1 protein-coding gene is annotated in these 474 nt (G+C 73.6%); it reads left to right on the top strand.

Annotation, left to right across the window (positions count from 1 at the left end):
* On the top strand, positions 1-474 hold a 474-nt coding region (locus FV228_RS32500; RefSeq protein ID WP_147858035.1), incomplete at both ends, for a methyltransferase domain-containing protein.

Raw genomic sequence — 474 nt, 5'->3', positions numbered from 1 at the left:
CCGCCGGGGCGTTCCCCAAGCCCGACCGGCCCGTGGCCGAGATCGTCGCGCCGCAATGGTCGGCGGAGGCCGCACGCGACAAGGCCGGCGAGTTCGACGCGGTCGCCCGCGGGATGGGCATCGCCCCGGGTGAGACGGTGGCCGATATCGGCGCCGGCAGCGGCTATTACGTGGTGCGCCTCAGCCCGCTTGTCGGTCCTCGCGGCAAGGTCCTGGCCGAGGACGTGACCCCCGCCTACCTGGCGAGCCTCGAAAAGCGCGTGACGGCGCTCGACAACGTCACCGTCGTGCGCGGCGAGCCCCACGATCCCCGGCTGCCGCCGAACTCGGTCGATGCCGCCATCCTCGTGCACATGTACCACGAGATCGCCCAGCCCTTCGGCCTGCTGCACAACCTCGCCCCGGCGATGCGCCCGGGCGGCCGGGTCGGCATCGTCGACGCCGACGACATCCCGTCGCGGCACGGCACCCCGC

The organism is Methylobacterium sp. WL18 (assembly GCF_008040015.1).
Lineage (GTDB): Bacteria > Pseudomonadota > Alphaproteobacteria > Rhizobiales > Beijerinckiaceae > Methylobacterium > Methylobacterium mesophilicum.
This window is presented reverse-complemented; position numbering and strand designations above follow the sequence as displayed.